Source organism: Succinatimonas hippei YIT 12066, from assembly GCF_000188195.1.
Lineage (GTDB): Bacteria > Pseudomonadota > Gammaproteobacteria > Enterobacterales > Succinivibrionaceae > Succinatimonas > Succinatimonas hippei.
The window spans coordinates 1-2,031 of record NZ_GL831049.1 but is presented as its reverse complement, the minus strand read 5'-3'; the positions used below and the strand labels follow the sequence as shown (position 1 = coordinate 2,031).

The 2,031-nt window shown below is 44.1% G+C and carries 1 protein-coding gene; it reads right to left on the bottom strand.

All coding sequences use genetic code 11. The features are described from left to right. Positions 1-87: 87 nt before the first annotated feature. A complete protein-coding gene (locus tag HMPREF9444_RS08265; RefSeq protein ID WP_009143965.1) occupies positions 88-1,911 on the bottom strand; it encodes an IS1634 family transposase in 1,824 nt (607 codons plus the stop codon). Between the last annotated feature and the right edge of the window lie 120 nt (positions 1,912-2,031).

The window sequence follows — 2,031 nt, the reverse complement described above, 5'->3', positions numbered from 1 at the left end:
CCCGAACTCTGCTCATTTTTGTATATCTATCAGCAGAGTTCGGGAATGTAAAGCCTTCCCCTGCGGAGGGCTTTATTCTTTTTAGCGTTAAGGCGTCAGTAAATCCTCAATCACTATCGGTTCATCCTCTTCATCTTCGGTGTCTTTTTGCTTCAGATATTTATCAACAGGCTCAGGTTCAGGTAAAGGTATATCCAAAGCCTCCATTATTTCCTTTATCTTTCCGACCACTTCACTATAGTAGGCACCGTCTTGGTAAATCGTTTGCTGCACACTGTTAAGTGCGGCAATAAGTTTGGTTTCGCTGTCATAAGGCAGCTCTATGCCTTTTATTTTGGCGCAGTCGGCACGGCGCCGGAACATAAGACCGATAACGCAGGACAGGAAAGTCAGGAAAGCTTTGCCGCGCAGGGTATCATCGGTGGAGACACGGAAGCGGCTGCCGGAGACGGTTTGTTTAAAGCAGTAAAAGCCTTCCTCCACTCTTTGGCGGTCATAATAGGCTTTCCAGGCTTCCAAGGGGTCGGAAACACAATCGGAGATAAGGATGCGGATGCCTTTATTGAGCATTGCTTCCATTTTGGCGGCAGCATTGAGCGAGTAATGACCGTTTCCGTCATTGACGATGAACTTATTGAAGAAGGTCTGTTCACTGTCGGTTAAAGCTTCTTTATTTTCTATCTTTTCCATGATTAAAGCGGTTTTGTCATCGATAGCTTTTTCATAGGCGAAACGAATGTCGCGGTTAAGATAGATATGCACATAAAGTACGGTTTTATCCCGGGCTCTTTTACCGGGAGCAACCGGATAAGACCAGGAGACGGGAGCGGTAACGCAGGAGCAGCCGATTTTTCTTTTAATGGTACATTCATTAAGCAAAGAGGGGAGATTGTCGGCAATCAAGGCTTTGCAGAAAGTTAAAGAAGTTTTGATATTAGTGAGGAAGCTTAAGCCGTTTTGGAGGAAGCGATGGATATTGACTATAGCACCGTAGCCTTTGTCGGTGACCATGACGGCGGTACGCTCCATCCCGGCAAGAGCATAATCTTTAAGCAGGTTGGCTACTGTGGAAACATCGGGAACGGCTCCGGCATAAGCACGATAGAACAAAGGCAGTCCCGTCTCCTGATGAACCAGCATAAGAACGTTGATTTGCTTTAAAGCGTCACCGTCTTTGTTGTGTCCCCATTGGGCAGGAGTAAGCTCGGCGGCATAGGTGGAAACGGAAGTGGAATCCAAAGCATAATAAATCTTGGCTCTGCCGACATTAGCGTCTTCTATCTTTCCCTGCTCCAAGTTTAAAACCTTAAGAAATTTATGGATTTCATCATCGCTGATGCTCTTAAGCAGTTTGCTTATTTGTCCTGATGATAAAGGATGCTGATAGGGTAAACGGGTATGGGCGGCAAAGTCTTCGTAAAGATGCAAAGCGCCGTTGGCGTTTAAATATAAGTAATAAGCTAAAGACAACAGCTTACGGTGACGATTGTAAGAAGAGAAGGCTCGGGTCAAGGCTATGCTTACCGGCGTGGCGGCAATGATATTGTCCAAGACCCAGGTGGCACCGGCATTAAGTTTTTTTAAATTAATTGCTTGGGTCAGGGAAATCATCTCATCTAAAGGCTCGAACTTAAACTCAAAAATCTTTTTTGAGCCTTTCATGCCCTTAAAGACTCTTCTTACGCTTAATTCTCCAAGCAGGGGATATTGATTTAAAAACTCTTCCGACCATTGCACTATTCCTTCTTCTCCGCCGCCAACAATCTTGCCTACGGTCTTAATCGAGCCGGGGAGGCGGTAGGCGCGTTTTTTTTCTTTATCCCAGCAATTTTTATAAGTTTGGATATAAGAGTACTTGCCGTTTTTCTGTACGGAAAGCGGCGGGAGCTTAGGGATAGTTACAACTGCCATGGTTGAGCCTTTATATAGACAAAGATAAATATATATCTATTATAACACATAAAAATAAAAGAGAAACAATAAGTTAAATAAATTTCTCTTTTATTTCTATCTAGAACAGCAGAGTTCGGG